Genomic DNA, 16,685 nt, shown 5'->3' on the forward strand with positions numbered 1-16,685 from the left:
GATGGAAGCGGTCAGGCCACCTTGTCCTTCAGGACGCATTCCGGCGGGCGGGCTTCGCCCGCCTTCAGGTCGGCCGCGAAACGGTACAGCGTCGAGCAGTAGGGGCAGATGATCTCGTTGTCGTTGCCGAGGTCGAGGAAGACGTGCGGATGGTCGAACGGAGGGTTGGCGCCCACGCACATGAACTCTTGCGAGCCGATCTCGATGACGGGAACACCGGCATCGTTATGGAAGTGCGGGACGACATGGTCGGACATCGTAACTCATCCTGGAGTGGCAATGGCGGCAGACACAATCAAGAACTGACGCGGCATCTTTAAGGCGCCGCGGACCATACTGGCGGGTGTGGATGATTGCTAGTCCAGCGGAACCGAAAGGTCCACAATTGCCCCATGCTCATTTGCTCATGCAAATTCGACACAATCTTAAGGCCTGAGAGAAGCCCTTCTTTCGTCGGGGACGTTGTGTCGCAATTTTGGCATACTATGTCTGTGGACGAGCAAATTTGTGCCGAAAGACGAATCATCAGGCGCAAGGGATCCCAGGGACTGCCGGGCTTTTCCACATGAAGTGGCTGCGAATCACCACAGCTTTGACCGGCATCGCGGCGTGCGGCTTCTTGCTCGCGCAGGTAGCGCCGCACGCCCGCGAGGCCGGCGCGATCCTCGCCGCCCAGGATGATCCGGCCGTGCTCTCCGAGCTCAAGCTCGATCAAGTGCTGCGGCAGAACGATCGCCTGGTCCAGGACAACATCGAGGCCGCGCTCGCCGCCGGCGATGCCGATCTCGCCGACAGTTTTGTCGCGCTCGCGCGTGACCGCAACATCGCGCTGCCCGACGACCTCCTGAGCCGCGTCAATGACGCGGTCAAAGCCGAAAGCTCCACCTCGCATTTCGCCAAGCGTTTCGCCACCGGCCTCGTCACCGGCAATGCAGACGACATCGCGAGCCTCTCGGGGACGGTGGCGGGCGATCTCTTCGTGATCGGCGACATCAGGGACGTGGTGCGCGAGGGCAAGCATCTGGCCATGGGCGAGGACACCGACCGGCTCGTGCTCGGGCTTGCGGCGGCCGGACTTGCGGTAACGGCGGCGACCTATGTGTCCGTCGGTGGCGCGGCGCCGGTGCGCGCCGGACTGACGCTGGTGAAGGACGCGCGCAAAGTCGGGCGGCTCGGCGAGGGACTCGCGGTCTGGGCCGGCCGTTCCGCGCGCGAGGTCGTCGACACGCCGGCGCTGCGGAATGCGGTGGTATCAGGTTCGGTGCTGCGGCCGCGCGAGACCGTCAGCGCGATCAAGGCCGCGTTCCGTGCCGAGAAGGCCGGTGCGCTGGTCCGGCTCGGCAAGGACGTCACGCGCGTCGCCGAGAAGACCGGCACGCGCGGGGCGATGGACACGCTGCGCATCGCCGAAGGCCCGAAGGATGTCGCACGCGCGGCGCGGCTTGCCGAAGCGCAAGGCAGCAAGACGCGCGCGATCATGAAGCTGCTCGGCCGGGGCGCGCTGCTGCTGATCGGCGGCGCGTTCAATCTGGCGCTCTGGCTGTTCAGTGCGGCACTGACGCTGTTCGGCCTTCTCTCCTCCATCAAGGCGACCACCGAGCGCCTCACCCAGGCCTGGTGCGATCGCAAACGGGCGCGGCGGCTGCGCCGTGCCCAGATCGCAGCCGAAGCTGCTCTGGCCAACGCGGCCGTCACGGCCTGAGGCGCGCGGCGCTTCAGGCTATTGTTTGAGCATGATGTTGCCGGAAAATCGCTGCACAGTTTTCCGGATCATGCTCTAAGATCAACCATTCCCCTCCAGACCCGCGGAACTGCTGATGCCGAGCTTTCACAACGGCGCCGTTGAAATTGCCTATCTCGATGAAGGCGAGGGCGATCCGATCATCCTGGTGCACGGCTTTGCCTCGAGCAAGAACGTGAACTGGGTCTATCCGACCTGGGTCTCGGAGCTGCGCAAGAACGGCCGCCGCGTCATTGCGCTCGACAATCGCGGCCATGGCGAAAGCGCAAAGCTCTACGAGCCCGCGCAATACTCGATCCCGACCATGGCCGGCGACGTGCTTGCGCTGATGGATCATCTCGCCATCCCGCAGGCCGACATTATGGGCTATTCGATGGGCGGTCGGATGGCGGCATGGCTGTCCCTCAACGAGCCGCAGCGCCTGCGCTCGGCGATCCTCGGCGGCATCGGCATCGGCGGCCTGATCGAGGGCACCGGCCCCGGCGAGAACGTGGCGAAAGCGCTGGAGGCGCCCTCGCTGGATGACGTCACCGATCCCGTCGGCCGCACCTTCCGTGCGTTTGCCGACCAGACTCGCTCCGATCACCGTGCGCTCGCCGCCTGCCTGCGCGGCACGCGCGACCTCATGACCCGCGACGAGGCCGCGCGCATCGACTTGCCGGTGCTGATCGCGGTCGGCTCGACCGACGACGTCGCAGGAAGTGCCAGCGCGCTCGGTGCGATCATCCCCGGCTCAGAAGTGCTCGACATTCCCAACCGCGACCACATGCGCGCGGTCGGCGACAAGGTCTACAAGACCGGCGTGCTGGATTTTCTGTCACGCCGCGGCTGAGGCAATGTTGGCTGAGGGGATGACGTTGTTGCCCAGCTATCCTATGCGCAGAGATCTGGAGTCCGCCAAGGGCGCTGACGAGACGTCAGCTCGAAGCGGGTAGGAACGTCAGCAAAGGGCACTAACGGAGATTTATCTCGAGCGTTAGTCCAACGAACTGTACGCGAGTGCTGCGCAAGATGGCCGCAAGGCCCGAAGATCATCAAGGGAGCCGCGAGAATCTCCTCGCACGAACGCGAGCGACATTGCGCCGCTATTTACATTTGTTAATAATTGGTTTAAATTTTTATTTTCGTCGAGATTTAATACTCGACAGGAATTGAGATTGCGAGCCCACACGCACTTGAACAGAGTTGGCCCTGATTGATAGAGGGCTTCAGAGTAACGTTCATTGTTTGGGGAGGCGGCCATGTTTGTGCACGCTGCTTGCTTCAGGAAATATCCAATCAGCAAGGTGTGATCGCCGCTCGGGGCGGCGCACGCTTCCGACCGTGTCGTGGCTCCGCTCTCTCGACTGAGAGCGACGAGACGGTTTTGTTGCGTCTGCGATGTAATCCCGGGTGGCGGGAAATTCTTCGATGAAAGAGAAAGAAGGAGCCTGTGATCGGCTTGCCGCCGATGATGCCGGCGTTGTCGAAACTCGCGATACGCCGAAGAGCTGACGCAGGAATTTCTGATGTGCAAGCCTACCATTATTCTCTTGTAGGAGGTTTCTCATGGCACTTTCAGTCACTCTTACCGGCACAACCGTTATTCTCGACGAAACCGCTGATCTGCAGAACGACGACACCAACACGGCGCTTCCGACCGCGTTTTCAAGCCGGCTGACGGCGCTGGGCGCTCCGGCCACGGAGATCAACCACGCGGTCAGCAGCGGCGACGTTATCACCATCAGCGGCGTCACGGGCGCGATCGGCAACCTCGCCTTCACCGATTCGACTGGCGGCGCGCTCGACGGTGACACGAGCGGTCTCTTCACCAATGACGGCGAGGAGGTCTTCCTTTGGGCGGACCCCACGAACGACAACATCGTGGTCGGCAAGACGGCTGCGGGTGTCATCGCCTTCGCGGTCTATCTCGAGCAGACCGCGACCGGTGCCAAGATCTGGAGCGTTCAATACGAGGCGCTGCAGCATCTGGATGGCACCAACCCCGATGACTCCCTCGACCTCGGCAGCCATCTCAAGGTCGCGGTCAGCGAGCAGATCAATTTCGGCTTCGCCGGAGCGCCGTCCGGCAGCAATCTCTTCATGACCTTCGGTGATCCGAACTCCACCCAGATCGTGGTGATTGGCAAGAACCCGCTCAATCAATCCGAGGGCGGGAACATCACGACCAAGGACGTGCTCAATATCAGCCAGGCCGGCAGCACCACCTCGTTCGGCGTCAACGGCAACCAGATCAACGCTGGTGAGGGGGCGTACATCACCTATGTCACGGGCACGAACACGAACTTCCTGGTGCCGAACCTCGATCAGAACGAGGCCGACGTCGAAGCCAACATCGCCTTCCAGAACGTCTTCAACGCGACCGGCGGCTCCTTCACCGTCAACCAGACCAATCCGGGCATCGGCCCCGTCACCGTCAAGATTACGGCCTTCAGCACCGCTGCGGAGCCGGGGGTGAATTTCGTCGACGGGCTCAGCAACGACACGCAGATCGCGATCACATCGGCCTCCTTCATCAACGTCGTCAAAAAATCAGGCAATACGCAATATACTCCGGCCGCTACCGTAAACGCCGACGGCACATTGACGGTCACCGGCCTGAGCAGCGGCGACACGGTGCAGTGGACAACGAGCGCAACCCATAACCGCGTCCTGATCGAAAACATCAGCAACGCGGATACCAATCCAGACAACGACAACAACACCTTCGATATCGGCGGCTTCAGCCTTGTCAGCTCCAACGCCGCGAGCGCCGTGGTCGGCACGGCCATCCACTTCGAGGATGACGGCCCGACGGCGGGGATCGTGCAGGGCGCGCCGACCGTGGCGCATGACGAGACCGCGGGCAATCAGGGCGATGCCGATGACACCATCGCGGCGGGCGTGGTGGCGCTGTTTGCGGGCGTAGCCAACGTCAGCAGCGACCTCAGCCCGACCGGTTACGCGCAGGATGCGACCGCTGTCGTGAGCGCGACCGGAAGCTCGTATGGCACCGACTCGTTCGGCGGGACGACGGCCTTCTCGCTGGCGGTATCCGCCGCAGGGGTGGATTCCGGCCTCGACACCACCAACGGCACCAGCATCTTCCTGTTCAAGGAAGGCAACCTGGTGGTCGGCCGCATCGGCGGTGAGACCGGCGCCGCGGCCTTCGCGGTGGCAATCAACAGCTCGACCGGCGTCGTGAGCGTGGCGCAATATGCCTCGCTGAAGCATCCGACCGGCGGCGCCAGCTACGATGAGGCGATCAACATCACCGAGAGTGCGCTGCTGGCGGTGGTGACGGTGACCGACGGCGACGGCGACACGAAGACGAGTTCGACCGGCATCGGCGATGCCGTGCAGTTCCAGGACGACGGACCGACAGCGGGAATCGCGCAGGGCACGGCGACGGTAGCGCATGACGAGACTGCGGGGGTCGATGCGGATGCCGACGACACAACTGCGGCAGGTGTTGTCGCCTTGTTCGCTGGCGTCACCAATAAAAGCACCGATCTCAGCCCCGGCTACGCACAGGATGCCACCCCCGTCGTGAGCGCGACCGGCAGCTCTGCGGGTGCCGATAACGAGGGCGCGACGACGGCGTTCTCGCTGGCGGTGTCCGCCGCAGGCGTGGATTCCGGCCTCGACACGACTGGTGGCACCAGCATCTTCCTGTTCAAGGAAGGCAGCCTGGTGGTCGGCCGCATCGGCAGTTCCGCCGGAGCCGCGGCCTTCGCGGTGGCGATCGACGGCACGAGCGGTGTCGTCAGCGTGGCGCAATATGCCTCGCTGAAGCATCCGACAGTCGGTGCCAGCTACGATGAGGCGATCAACATCACCGAGAGCGCGCTGCTGGCGGTGGTGACGGTCACCGACGGTGACGGCGACACGGCGACGAGCTCGACCGGCATCGGCGATGCCGTGCAGTTCCAGGACGACGGGCCGACCATCGGGCCCATCGCCGATGGGCAGGTGGACTTTGCTGCCGGCGCCAGCGTAACCAAGACGCTCAATGCAGCGGGCGGAGTGGACGACCCGGCGACGTACAGTATCACCAGCTCGCCGGCGAGCCTGACGATCCTGGATGGCACGGTCTCGCAGACAACGCTGCTCCGGGCCCTCACGGACAGCAATACTGTCGCCACCTACTACAAGGACGTAGATGGCAGCACCACACACACCGCGGGCGACATCGATTTCTTCAAGCTGACCGTGTCGGGCGGCAACTACACTTTCGATGTCCTGCAGAATCCTCCGCCCGCGGAGATCAGCTTCAGCTTTGCCGGAGCGCCCTCCGGCAGCAATCTCTTCATGACCTTCGGCGATCCTGCCTCGACCCAGATCGTGGTGGTTGGAGAGAATCCGCTGAACCAGTCCCAGGGCGGCAATATCACGACCAAGGACGTGCTCAACATCAGCCAGGCCGGCAGCACCACGTCGTTCGGTGTCAACGGCAACCAGCTCAATGACAGCGCCAATTATCCCACTGAAGGCGCGTACATCACCTACGTGACTGGCGCGAACACGAACTTCCTCGTGCCGAATCTGGACCAGAACGAGGCCGATGTCGAAGCCAACATCGACTTCCAGGCCCTGTTCAATGCGACGTCGGCGTCCTTTACCGTCAACCAAACGAACCCGGGCGTCGGACCCGTCACCGTCAAGATCACGGCCTTCAGCACCGCCTACGAGCCGGGGGCGGGGTTCGTCGACGGGCTCACCAACGACACGCACGTCAACATCACGTCGTTCTCGATCACCGACTTCGTCGTCAAAACAGGCAACTTGCAGTTTACACCGCAAGCGACGATCGACGGCGACGGCAATCTGATCATCACCGGGCTGAGCACCGGCGACAAGGTGCAGTGGACGACGAGTGGAACGACCCACGACCGCGTGCTGATCGAAAACATCAGCGCCCATGATGGCATCGATGGCAACGACAACAACACGTTCGACATCGGCGGGTTCAGCCTGATCCAGTCGCAGCCGGCGCCCGACGAGAAGCTCGACTTCACCGTGCAGATCGCTGATGCCGACGGGGATACGGCTTCCAGCAGTTTCTCGGTCGGGATTGACGGAAACCACAACGGCGTCATCACGATCTGAATCGCAAGCCGCCGGCTGCACGCCGCTTTGGCGCGCAGCCGGCACCTGTTCGGTCGCACGGGGCTGGAGTAGATTCGATGCCGGATAGTGTCACCGCCTGGTGCGGCCATCTCTCCCGGTCTGCTGCCGCCTGGTGTGGCCAGGTCCTCGGTTATCCAGAGGAGCTGGTGAGCTTCACCATCCACGTCGGCCTGTTCGCCGTGGCGGCCTTCATTTTCATCAGGCTGGTCTGGAAGCGGCGGCGCGCGGCGGCAGCTGCGCGACCCGACGAGCCACCTCGCGCGCATCAAATGTCCTCGCCGCTTCACGCCTGTCGCGGCGTCTTGGTCGGGCTCGGCCTGATCACCGCCATGTTGAACGTGCTGTACCTGACCGGTTCGTTCTTCATGCTCGAAGTCTACGACCGCGTGGTGCCGAGCCGCAGCGTGCCGACGCTGATCGGCCTCGCCGCGCTGGTCGGCGCGCTCTATTCGTTCCAGGCATTCCTCGACATTCTGCGCGGGCGCATCCTCGTCCGCATCGGCGAGTGGCTCGACCGCGCATTCTCGGCGCGCGCCTACGACGTCGTCGCGCGCTGGCCGCTGCGGGCGCGCGGCAGCGGCGACGGGTTGCAGCCGGTGCGCGATCTCGACCAGGTGCGCAGCTATCTCTCCGGGCTCGGCCCGACCGCGCTGTTCGACCTGCCCTGGATCCCGTTTTACCTCGCGATCTGCTTCATGTTTCATCCGCTGCTCGGGCTCACGGCATCGATCGGCTCGGTGATGCTCGTGTCCCTGACCCTTCTCACCGACCGCTTGACGCGTGCGCGCACGAAGGAAGTTACCGGCCAGATCGCGCAACGCAACGCTCTCGCCGAGGCGAGCCGGCGGAATGCCGAGGTATTGCAGGCCATGGGCATGCGCGGGCGGCTCGCCGCGCGCTGGGCGGACGTCAATGACAGCTACATGTTCACCCAGCGGCGCGCCGCCGACATCGCCGGCGGCTTCGGCTCCGCCTCCAAGGTGCTGCGCATGGTGCTGCAATCGGCGGTGCTGGCCGTCGGCGGCTATCTCGTCATCATCCAGGAGGCGACCGCGGGAATCATCATTGCCGGCGCCATTCTCACCTCGCGCGCGCTCGCGCCGGTCGAGCTCGCCATCGCCCACTGGAAGAGCCTGATCGCGGCCCGGCAGAGCTGGAAACGTCTGCAGCAGCAATGGGCGCAACTCCCGGCCGAGGAGGAGAAGACGCCGTTGCCGCCGCCGTGCAAGACCCTCGCCGTCGAGGCTGTCTCCGTGGCGCCGCCGGGCGAGCAGACCGCCGTCGTGCTGGAAGCCTCCTTCGCGTTGAACCCGGGGCAGGGGGTGGGCATCGTCGGCCCGAGCGCATCGGGCAAGTCGTCGCTGGTGCGTGCCATCGTCGGTGTGTGGGGGGCGGCGCGCGGCAAGGTGCGGCTCGACGGCGCCGCGCTCGACCAATGGAGCTCCGAGGCGCTCGGCCGTCACATCGGCTATCTGCCGCAGGACGTCGAGCTGTTCGCCGGCACGGTGGCGCAGAATATCAACCGCTTCGAACCCGTTCCCGATGCCGAGGCGATGATCGCCGCCGCGAACGCCGCCGGTGTGCACCAGATGGTGCTGCGCTTGCCGAAAGGCTACGACACGCCGATCGGCGAAGGCGGCGCGGCGCTCTCTGCCGGGCAGCGGCAGCGCATTGCGCTCGCCCGTGCCCTTTACCGCGAACCCTTCCTGGTGGTGCTCGACGAGCCCAACTCCAATCTCGACTCCGACGGCGACCAGGCCCTGACGCAGGCCATTCACGGCGTGCGTGCGCGGGGCGGCATTGTCATCGTCGTCGCGCATCGCACCAGTGCGCTCGCTGGCGTGGACCAATTGATCGTGATGGCCGAGGGACGCGTGCAGGCGTTCGGGCCCAAGGACGCGCTGCTGGCCAAGATGATGCAGCCGCGGCCGGCAGTGCCGCTTAAGGTCGTAACCGAGGGAGCGAGCCTTTGAACCGCGAGCCGGTGAACCAGGTTCCGCACGCGATCCGCCAGCACCTGCGCGCCGGCCTCGTGGGCGTCATCATTCTTGCCGGGGGCGCCGGCGGCTGGGCCGCGACCACGGAACTGGCTGGCGCCGTCGTCGGCTCCGGCACGCTGGTGGTCGACAGCTACACCAAGAAGGTGCAGCATCCGACTGGCGGCGTGGTCGGTGAACTCAACGTTCGCGAGGGTGCGCGGGTGACGGCTGGCGAGGTGATCGTGCGCCTCGACGAGACGGTGACGCGGGCCAATCTCCTGATCGTCGTCAAGAGTCTCGACGAACAGGCGGCGCGCCGGGCGCGGCTCGAGGCTGAGCGCGACGGCCAGGACCGGCTCGAATTTCCCGCCGACCTCATTGATCGTGCCGCCGATCCCGACGTCGATCGACTGATCGTGGGCGAGCGCAAGCTGTTCGAGTTGCGCCGCGCCGCCCGCACCGGCAAGAAGGCGCAGCTCAGCGAGCGCATCGGCCAGCTCCGGGAGCAGATCCGCGGGCTCGACGAGCAGATCCAGGCGAAAGACCGCGAAACCACCTTCATCGACCAGGAGCTTCTGGGCGTGCGCGACCTGTGGCGAAAGAATCTGGTACAGATCACGCGCCTGACAACGCTCGAGCGCGACGCGGTGCGCCTGCATGGCGAACGTGGCGCTCTGGTCGCGGCCATCGCCGAAGTCAGGGGCCGGATCACCGAGACCACGCTGCAAATCATGCAGATCGATCAGGATCTGCGCACCGAAGTCGGAAAGGATCTCGCCGAGATCCGCGCCAAGACCTCGGAGCTGGTCGAGAAACGCGTTGCCGCCGAGGACCAGCTCAAACGCATCGATATTCGCGCGCCGCAGGACGGCACCGTGCATCAGTTGGCGCTGCACACCATCGGCGGCGTCATCAGCCCCGGCGAGCAGATCATGCTTATCGTCCCCACGCACGACGCGCTCGTCGTGGAGGTGCGGATTCCCCCGCATGAGATCGATCGTCTGTCGGTCGGCCAGCCGGTGCTGTTGCGCTTTACGGCCTTCAACCAGCGCACCACACCCCAACTCAACGGCGAAGTGAGCCAGGTGTCCGCTGACGTGGCGGTCGACCAAAAGAGCACGACGAGCTTCTATGTAGCCCGCATCGCAGTTCCCGAGGCGGAGATCGCCCGCCTGGGCGACCTGAAGCTGATCGCCGGAATGCCGGTCGAAGCCTTCATTCAGACCGACCAGCGCACGGTGATGTCGTACCTCGTCAAGCCGCTCTCCGATCAGTTGATGCGCGCCTGGCGCGAGCGCTAAGCTCCTCCCCTAAAGTGAAGGCAATCTCTTGTTAAGGGCGGCTATCACCGGATTCAGTTGCGCGGGTTCTTTGCCGACGCGGATAGGCCGTTGAACGCCAAGTCAGTTCTGGCTGTTCCTTTTCGACGAAGCGATCGCTGCTCGACGAAACCAAGTGCGATGGCCGAAGATGCGGTCATCGTCTGCGGCTGCGGTTGCACGAAGACCATTACAGGGCCCGTAGGTCATCGCGTATTGGGTCTATCGGATGATCCAATATGCAAGCTGGTGCCTCTCCGAGGCTCACGGTCCTTCCGCGCGATCGCGAAATACCCCATCTATGGTTCCGGGACCCGCGATCCTCGCTCTCGCGCGGCCCGGGCGGTCAGGATTGCGCTCGGATGAGCACCGCTATAAGCGCGGCAGCCAAGATCGCTAGCCATATCGACGAGACGATCATGGAGGCGAAGTGCCAATCTACGTCACGGCGCCTGGGCTGCATTGTGTCTCCTTCCGCAGGCCGCGCGTCGGCTCAGCGGCCTCTATCGCCCTTCCCGTTGGGGCTGCCATCGCGGCCGCCGTTGCGCCGGCCATTGTTGCCATGGTGCTGATGGTCATGGTGGACCGCCCCCCGCGCCAGACTGTGCAATCGCGTTGGACGTGAGGGACGTTGATAGCAAAAGGGTGATGGTCGGCGGCGTCACGGCGGCGAACTTTCCGCAGGTCTTCAAGATTTCCCGTCGGTCTTCGTCCTGGTCTGCCATGGTCATTTCTCTCGAGCGGTATTAAATAATATTAAATAAATTAAATCAATTAAATTTTGTTCCTGTGAGCAGGCGGGAATTCCGGCGCCGCGGCAGCCGGGGTGATGACCTTTCAGCATCCCGGAGGTCGCTAAGGGCGGTTATGGACCTCAGGTCGAGACGGGCAGGGACGTCAGCAAAGGCCAAACTGCGGGCATCGATGCCGTACCCTCGAAAACCAGCGCGGCGAAGCTCGCCGTGCAAGTAGCGATCTAACGGGGCTCTGACGACGTGGCCGGCCTAGCCTCCTCGAAAAACGCCTTCAGTTCTGCTGCCATCACGGCCGGGTCTACCACGTGGCCCTGACCGGTGAGCACCTTTCGCCGGGCCCGGGGGATCGCGTCCGCGAGCGCGTCGGCCGCACCTTCGAACGGGGGGATGCCGCCGCCCGTGGCAACCAGCACCGGCTGGTGAAGGCGCGCGAAACGTTCCAACGGGGCTTGGCGCGTCCCCAGCACGGCAGCGTCGTAGGCCAACGTATGCGCTATTCGCTCGAGACTCGGCCAGACCGGATGCGCGCGAGCGCCGGCGATCTCTTCAGCCGAACTTCCGGCGAGCTCCATGAACAGTGCTACGGCATCGCCGCGCCGCCCCGCCGACAGTCGTCTGTCGAGCTCGGCCACATAGGCCCGCTGCTGTTGCGGCGTCTCCGGCGCGAGGTCGTAGGGCACTTCATAGACTGCGACCGCATCGATGGACCGCAATGTGGCAGCCGTATCGAGGGCCAGGGCGCCGCCGGTCGACACGCCGTAGAGCGCGGCACGGCCGCCCCCCGCCGCGTCGATGAGCGCGGCGATGTCCTCGATCTCGCGGGCAACTGAATATTCGCGCCCGTCACCACTCTCGCCGCGACCGCGCCGCGCATAATTTACGACGCGAAACCAACGGCTGAGTTCTGTTGCAAGTCGCGCGTTCTCGCTGCCGTCATCGAGCGAGCCGGTGGTAAGGATGACCGCCGGACCGCTGCCGTCGACGGAGTAGGCAATCTGGGTGCCGTCTGCGGACGTGACATAGGGCATGCTAGCTCTCCTTGGACGGGGTTTGCGGACACGTTTCTCGGGCAAGTCGAAGAGCAGCCGAAGATAAAAGCGAGGTGATCCAGGCTGTCGAGCGCGGCGGGCATGCCGTCCATCGCCTTGGTTACGCAAGAGGACTAGATAAGCCCGGGCCATCTAGGAGTGGCGATGATCCGGTCTTGACGGATCAGTTTCGCCAAACCGCCGCGCCAGCGCCGTCAGCACAACGAAGGTCGCGACCCACCCCATCCGCGCGCCGTAGCGGTCGTGCGGGCCTGAAATCACGGCGCAGATGAAGGCGTTGCCGAGCAGCGCCAGCGTCACGGTCGCCGCCAGCAGCGTCAAATCGTCCAGCCGGCGGTTCGCTAGCGCATGGCCGAGCAGCGCGACCAGCGCCAGCATCGAGGCCAGCGCCACCGGCACGTGCAGCCAGTTGATGGCGGTGAAGTCGAGCTGCCAATTCTGCTGCCGCGCCGCGCGCATCGGCGCGGCCTGCGCGGGGACGTAGCGTTCGATGATGCCGCGGGTGTGCGGGATCCAGCCATTGGTGCCTTCGCCGGTCGCGACATGCAGCAATTGCTGGCCCATCGCCCGCAGCGCCGCGCCGGCCTGCCAGGTCGGATAATCCTTCAGCGACTGCACGACGATGTAACCCATCTCCTCGTTCATGCCTTCAAAGCGGCCGAGCGCGTTGAACATGCTCTTGCCCCACAGGAACTCATCTGCCGTCGCCGGCAGTTCGTTGCGATAGGGACACAGCTTGTAGCGCTCGCGGGGGCAATGGTCGTTGAGGTAGCGCGCGACGATGCCGTCCTGCATCATGCGGCCGAAGGCGACGCCATAACCGCCGGGCGTCCAGGCCAGCTTGCCGGACAGTGCATAATTCGCCGAGACCAGCATCACCCCGCCCGCAACGATGGTGAGGCTGGCCTGCGCCAATCCGGCCAGCGGAAGGCGCTCCTTGAGAAACGGCCGTACCATCCAGCCCGCGACGCAAAGACCGAGCAGCACGCCGAGCGTGGCGCTGTGGGTGGCGGCGGCAAAGGCGGTGAAGACGAACAGCGAGATTTTCTCGAGCACCGAGGTTCGGCTTGCGCCGACGACCAGCAGGAACAGCGACAGCACCGAGAGTCCTGCAAAGATGTCGGTGAGCAGCATGCTCGCAAGCCAGGGCAGCGCGGTCGACAGGATCAGGCCAAGGCTGATCGCGACGAAGCGGACAGTCTGCATCATCGAGAGCACGCGCAGGGTGAGCTGCAACAGCCACAGCGTTGCCAGCGACTGGACCGCGAGGTTGATCCAGAAGCCAAAACTCTCGCCAAAGTGCAGATAGAGGCCGAACACCGTGGAGCGGCTGGGGACGAGATAGCCCTCGTACCAGCGCGCCAGATAGCCGCCGGTATCCCATTGCAACAGCGGGTAGCCGTTCCAGAACGCCGGCACGATCATCAGGAGGGGCAGGGCGACCGCCGCCAGACGCAGCCAAAGCGTATCCGCGGCGCGTGCGCGCAATTGATCGGTGGTGATGCTCAAATCTGTTCCCCGTCCTCGCCCCGAACCATGCTCGCAATAAGGGTCGGGAGAGAATTCACCAATAGTTTGACGCCGCCCGACTTGAATTTGGCAAAACTCTGACCACTTTGAGCCGACCTTGCTGCTTGGGGCTTCGAAAGAAACTCTTGTGTTTCAATGTCTTGGCATGCTTTGGCAGGGCAAGGCGCTGTTCACTCTCAGGCAAGCCGGTCAGGACTTCGTCGCCTACACTATGCTATAAAGCCGGCAAAACGAGCCCACTCGAAAGAGCAAATCCCAAAGAGCAAATCCATGGCAGTGCATCAGGTCAATCCGGGAGGAAAGCTCGCATCGCTCGATCCGATCTGGGACCGGATCCGGGGCGAAGCGGAGGACATCGTCTGTCGCGAGCCCGAGCTTGCGACTTTCATCTATTCGACGGTGCTGCATCACAGCCGCCTGGAAGATTCGGTGATCCACCGTGTCGCCGACCGGCTCGATCACTCCGCGCTGTCCGGCGACCTCGTGCGCCAGACCTATGGCGAGGCGCTGCGCGACGATCCCGATCTCGGCAACGCCTTCCGCGCCGATCTCGTGGCCGTCTACGATCGCGATCCCGCGACCTCGCGCTTCATCGATCCCTTGCTCTACTTCAAGGGCTTTCACGCCATCCAGACCCATCGCCTGGCGCACTGGCTCTGGCTGAAGGGCCGCAAGGATTTTGCGTATTACCTGCAGAGCCGCGCCTCCGCGGTGTTCCAGACCGACATCAATCCCGCCGCGCGCATCGGCCGCGGCATCTTCCTCGACCACGCCACCGGCTTCGTCTGCGGTGAGACGGCGGTGATCGAGGACGACGTCTCGATCCTGCACGGCGTCACGCTCGGTGGCACCGGCAAGGAGAACGAGGACCGTCATCCGAAGATCCGCCATGGCGTGTTGATCGGCGCCGGCGCGAAGATCCTCGGCAACATCGAGATCGGCCATTGCGCGCGCATCGCCGCCGGCTCGGTCGTGGTCAAACCCGTGCCGCACAACGTCACCGTCGCGGGCGTGCCTGCCAAGGTCGTCGGCGAGGCCGGGTGCGCCGAACCGTCGCGCACCATGGATCAGATGATCAACGCGATGGGGCTTTGAAACTTGGGGCTTAAGACCTGGCTTTGAAGGCGAAAAGGGCCCGATTTTCGGCCCTTTCGGTCCCCAAATTCTTTGGCAATTCATGCTGGCGGTTCGTCGCGTCTCGTCCTAAAACCCGCCGACCATTTTCGATCGGAGACTTGCCGTGGACGTCAAAGAAGTCAGAAAGTTAGATGCGTATTTGAAGCGCGTATTCGGCAATCCCAAGATCCGCGTCGTGCCGCGGCCGAAGAAGGACGATTCCGCCGAAGTCTATATCGGCGAGGAATTCATCGGCGTTCTCTTCGTCGACGACGAGGACGACGATCGCTCGTTCCAGTTCCAGATGGCGATCCTCGAGGACGATCTCGTCGATCAGGAGTAGATGCGAGCGTGGTCCGGAAAAGTGCGCAGCGGTTTTCCGAAAAGATCATGCTTAAACAACAACCTAAAGCGCGATGACGATTCATCCTGACGCATCGCGCTTTAGTGCGGTCCGGTGGCGCGATCGGTTCCGGGGTTACGCGCCCACCGCTGCGAGCATCTCGGGGATTGTGACGAATTTTTCCCGCGGCTTGCCGAGCAGGGCTCCCCTGGATCTCTCGGCAGTATCGATCACCATCCAGTCCGGATAGCTCACGACGCGGCTGACGCGGCCGACGACGCGTGCCAGCAGCGCATCCGGCGTGTCCGGGCGCGCTCGCCGATGCGCAAGATCCGCCAGCACGGCCTCTGCCGTGGCGATGCCGCAGCCGCGATTGGTGCCGATCGTGCCGTTCGGACCGCGCTTGCTCCATCCGCAGGCATAGAGGCCCTCGATCACGCAATGCCCGTTCGTGACACGTCCATTGGCATTGGCATGAACGCCGCGATGTGTGTCGTAGGGCACGCCGGTGACGGGCGCCGTCCTGCGGCCGACGCTGCCGAACACGAGGCCGCCGGCGATGTCCTCGACGGCGCCGGACCGGTGCGTCACCGAGAGGGTCTCCACCCGGTCTCGTCCGTGGATCGCGAGGGGCGAGAAGCCAAATCGAAAGACACAGCGGCGCGGCCTGGTCGCGGCCTGCTGCGAGAATCCGCGCAGCAGCGACAGCTTCTCGACCAGCTCCGGATCTGGGGGATGCTGCGGTTCGAAGTCCTTCGGCGTGACATCGCGGTCGTCGACGAGCGTGTCGCATGACCTCAATTCGAGGAAATCGCGCAATTCCTTGGCGCTGAATTTGGCCTGCACCGGTCCGCCGCGGCCGACGATGGAGATCTCGCGAATCCGGCTCGCCGCCAGCACCTCGAGCGCGTGGCGCGCGATGTCGGTCTGTCGCAGCTCGTCGGCGGTCTTGGCGAGAATGCGTGCGACGTCGAGTGCGACATTGCCGTGACCGATGATGATTGCCGCCTCATGGTCGAGATTGAAGCTGAGATCGGCGAAATCGGGGTGTCCGTTGTACCACGCGACGAAATCGCCGGCACTGTGGCTCCCGGGAAGAGCCTCGCCCGGAATGCCTAGCGGCCGGCTCAGTTCGGCGCCCGTTGCCAATACGACGGCGTCATAGGCCTCACGCAGCTCGTCGACCGTGACATCGTCTCCGACCGTGACACCGCCGATGAAGCGAAAGCCGGGCATGGCGGCGATGCGGTCGAACGCTGCCGTCACCTGCTTGAGCTTCGGGTGATCGGGCGCCACGCCGAACCGTACCAGCCCGTACGGCACCGGGAGCCGTTCGAACATGTCAACCGTCACGGATGTACCGGAACGCAAGAGGGCCTCGGCCGTGTAGAAGCCGCTCGGTCCGCTGCCGACGACGGCGACGCGCGTCCCGCCCGTCATCGGCCGAGCGCCAGGCGGCGTGCGTCGGCGCCCGGCAGAGGCACCAGGCGCGCGCTGATGACGGGAGTTTCGGCGGCGCGCTTGCGGTTGACGTCGATCCAGAATTTCTTGTCGGCTGCGAGGCGATAGTCGGGCTCGATCGCACCGACCGGGCAGGCCGGCGCGCAGCCGCCGCAGTCGATGCAGTTTTCCGGATCGATATAGGTCATGGACTCATCGAGGTGAAAACACTCGACGGGACACACCGTGACGCATTCGGTGTATCGGCACCCCCGGCAATTGTCGGTGACCACATAAGTCATCG

At 64.2% G+C, this 16,685-nt stretch carries 12 protein-coding genes and 1 pseudogene; 7 read left to right on the forward strand and 6 right to left on the reverse strand.

All coding sequences use genetic code 11. The annotated features are described in order from the left end of the window. Positions 1 to 11: 11 nt before the first annotated feature. Positions 12 to 257: a zinc-finger domain-containing protein gene (locus GGD67_RS16720; protein ID WP_007602543.1), complete on the reverse strand. Its 246-nt coding sequence runs from the start codon at positions 255 to 257 to the stop codon at positions 12 to 14. A 308-nt stretch (positions 258 to 565) separates the two neighbouring features. Here GGD67_RS16720 and GGD67_RS16725 point away from each other — a divergent pair, with 308 nt between their 5' ends. The 5 genes from GGD67_RS16725 (at position 566) to GGD67_RS16745 (ending at position 10,130) form a co-directional block, all read left to right on the forward strand. After that, entirely contained in the window at positions 566 to 1,702 is a 1,137-nt protein-coding gene (locus GGD67_RS16725; protein WP_179734288.1) for a hypothetical protein, read from the forward strand. A gap of 115 nt (positions 1,703 to 1,817) precedes the next feature. After that, complete coding sequence (locus GGD67_RS16730; RefSeq protein ID WP_092259203.1) at positions 1,818 to 2,573, forward strand: alpha/beta fold hydrolase; 756 nt, start codon at positions 1,818 to 1,820, stop codon at positions 2,571 to 2,573. A gap of 716 nt (positions 2,574 to 3,289) precedes the next feature. After that, entirely contained in the window at positions 3,290 to 6,829 is a 3,540-nt protein-coding gene (locus GGD67_RS16735; RefSeq protein WP_179734289.1) for a DUF5801 repeats-in-toxin domain-containing protein, read from the forward strand. A gap of 290 nt (positions 6,830 to 7,119) precedes the next feature. Then, positions 7,120 to 8,823, forward strand: a complete 1,704-nt coding sequence (locus tag GGD67_RS16740) for a type I secretion system permease/ATPase (protein WP_179734465.1) — start codon at positions 7,120 to 7,122, stop codon at positions 8,821 to 8,823. Next, complete coding sequence (locus GGD67_RS16745) at positions 8,820 to 10,130, forward strand: HlyD family type I secretion periplasmic adaptor subunit (protein WP_179734291.1); 1,311 nt, start codon at positions 8,820 to 8,822, stop codon at positions 10,128 to 10,130. The genes GGD67_RS16740 and GGD67_RS16745 overlap by 4 nt, the downstream gene beginning before the upstream one ends. A gap of 511 nt (positions 10,131 to 10,641) precedes the next feature. On the opposite strand, the pseudogene GGD67_RS39380 reads toward GGD67_RS16745, so the two are convergent. The 3 genes and pseudogenes from GGD67_RS39380 to GGD67_RS16755 form a co-directional block, all read right to left on the reverse strand. Continuing rightward, positions 10,642 to 10,879, reverse strand: a pseudogene (locus GGD67_RS39380) (hypothetical protein). 245 nt (positions 10,880 to 11,124) lie between these two features. Then, a complete protein-coding gene (locus GGD67_RS16750) occupies positions 11,125 to 11,931 on the reverse strand; it encodes an alpha/beta fold hydrolase (RefSeq protein ID WP_179734293.1) in 807 nt (268 codons plus the stop codon). A gap of 153 nt (positions 11,932 to 12,084) precedes the next feature. After that, entirely contained in the window at positions 12,085 to 13,461 is a 1,377-nt protein-coding gene (locus GGD67_RS16755; protein WP_179734296.1) for a hypothetical protein, read from the reverse strand. A gap of 291 nt (positions 13,462 to 13,752) precedes the next feature. On the opposite strand from GGD67_RS16755, the gene cysE reads away from it, so the two are divergent. Continuing rightward, positions 13,753 to 14,577, forward strand: a complete 825-nt coding sequence (cysE, locus tag GGD67_RS16760) for a serine O-acetyltransferase (protein WP_179734298.1) — start codon at positions 13,753 to 13,755, stop codon at positions 14,575 to 14,577. A 145-nt stretch (positions 14,578 to 14,722) separates the two neighbouring features. Beyond that, positions 14,723 to 14,941, forward strand: a complete 219-nt coding sequence (locus GGD67_RS16765) for a DUF3126 family protein (RefSeq protein ID WP_007602550.1) — start codon at positions 14,723 to 14,725, stop codon at positions 14,939 to 14,941. Between the two features lie 135 nt (positions 14,942 to 15,076). On the opposite strand, the gene GGD67_RS16770 is transcribed toward GGD67_RS16765, so the two are convergent. Continuing rightward, positions 15,077 to 16,381 carry an FAD-dependent oxidoreductase gene (locus tag GGD67_RS16770; RefSeq protein ID WP_179734300.1) on the reverse strand — a complete coding sequence of 435 codons (1,305 nt, stop codon included), beginning with the start codon at positions 16,379 to 16,381 and terminating at the stop codon, positions 15,077 to 15,079. Continuing rightward, on the reverse strand, positions 16,378 to 16,683 hold the full coding sequence (locus tag GGD67_RS16775; RefSeq protein ID WP_179734467.1) for a ferredoxin family protein: 306 nt from the start codon (positions 16,681 to 16,683) through the stop codon (positions 16,378 to 16,380). Before GGD67_RS16775 ends, GGD67_RS16770 begins: the two co-directional genes overlap by 4 nt. Positions 16,684 to 16,685: the final 2 nt, after the last annotated feature.

The organism is Bradyrhizobium sp. IAR9 (assembly GCF_013408065.1).
GTDB lineage: Bacteria > Pseudomonadota > Alphaproteobacteria > Rhizobiales > Xanthobacteraceae > Bradyrhizobium.